The sequence below is a fragment of the Mycolicibacterium arseniciresistens genome (assembly GCF_030519285.1).
Lineage (GTDB): Bacteria > Actinomycetota > Actinomycetes > Mycobacteriales > Mycobacteriaceae > Mycobacterium > Mycobacterium arseniciresistens.
Map to the genome: position 1 here is coordinate 1 of NZ_JAUMSQ010000112.1, position 1239 is coordinate 1239.

Genomic DNA, 1239 nt, shown 5'->3' on the forward strand with positions numbered 1-1239 from the left:
CCGGCAGGGCGGACTGGATGCCGAACAACCCCGGCGACGGCGATGTGCCCGCGGGCGCGCCCGGCACCACGGCGGGCAGCGGCGCCATCCCCACCACGGACACCGGGACCGGCGGCGCGACGATCATCGGCACCTCGAGCACACCGGGTGACCCGGCGATGAACTGCCCGGGATCACCGGCGCCACCGGCATCGACCACGGGGTCCACGTCTTCGGGCCCGCCGCGGAACGCCGGGCCGGGTGGCTCGGGTTCGGGTTCGGGTTGGGAGAACAGGGACACCTCTGCGGAGACCCCCGGCCCCGCGACCCGCAGTGCCACGCAGTTCGACCCGGAACACGTGTCGGGCTCGCGTTCGTTGTCGGCGCCGACCGAGACGCGCACCTGCGGGATCAGCGGGTGGCTCCGGCCGCCGGGCACCGTGATGTCCAACCGCTTGTCGCGTTCGTCCTCGCGTTCGGAGCTGTCGTCCCGGCCCCCGGTGCCGCCGTCGCGGCCGAGGCTGATGCCGAACGGCCGCCGCTTGCGCTGGCTGCCGGAGCCGTCGTCGTTGCGGGACCCGAGCCTCAGTCCGGGCTTGCGGTCGGCATCGCGTTTGCCGGAGACACTGCTGTCGCGATTGCCCGTGTCGTCGGACGAACCGGGGTCGGCAGTCGCGACGCCGGCGGCGGGACCAGCCACCACCAGTCCACCCACGACGACGCCGGCACACATCAGCGGACGCAACGACGGCATTGCCATGCGACCCTCGCTCCCCCGGTGAGCGATTGCTATATCACAGACCCACCGCACCCATTTTCACATATTGACGGCATTCGGCGGTAGCTGTCGGACATCGCCGGTCGCCGACGTCCAGCTTCGGCGCCGCTTCCGGCAGCCACGCCCAGGTCAGGTAGGGTGCCGAGGTGGCCAACCGCGACCATGGCGACCCCGGTGACGCCCCGTCCATCCCCCCGCCCCTGGGCGAGGTGGCGCGCGCCGTTCGGCCGTCGGCCGCCGAAGAGGCCCGCACCATCGCCGCCTCCACCAACACCGCGACGCTGGCCACGCTCACCGCGGACGGCGACCCGTGGGCGTCGTTCGTCACCTACGGACTGCACGGTGGCGCCCCCGTGCTGTGCGTCTCCAACCTGGCCGAGCACGGCCGCAACCTCGACGGCGACCCGCGGGCCAGCCTGGCGATCGTGGCGCCGGCCACCGACACCGACCCGCTGGCCAGCGGCAGGGTGACACTCGCGGGC

1 protein-coding gene and 1 pseudogene are annotated in these 1239 nt (G+C 73.3%); one reads left to right on the forward strand and one right to left on the reverse strand.

The genetic code is table 11. The features are described from left to right. Window positions 1–739: pseudogene (locus Q2100_RS15745) on the reverse strand (hypothetical protein); the annotation flags it as partial. Window positions 740–903: 164 nt separating this feature from the next. On the opposite strand from Q2100_RS15745, the gene Q2100_RS15750 reads away from it, so the two are divergent. After that, window positions 904–1239 (forward strand): pyridoxamine 5'-phosphate oxidase family protein (locus Q2100_RS15750; protein WP_302914836.1); only part of this gene is annotated, 336 nt, incomplete at its 3' end.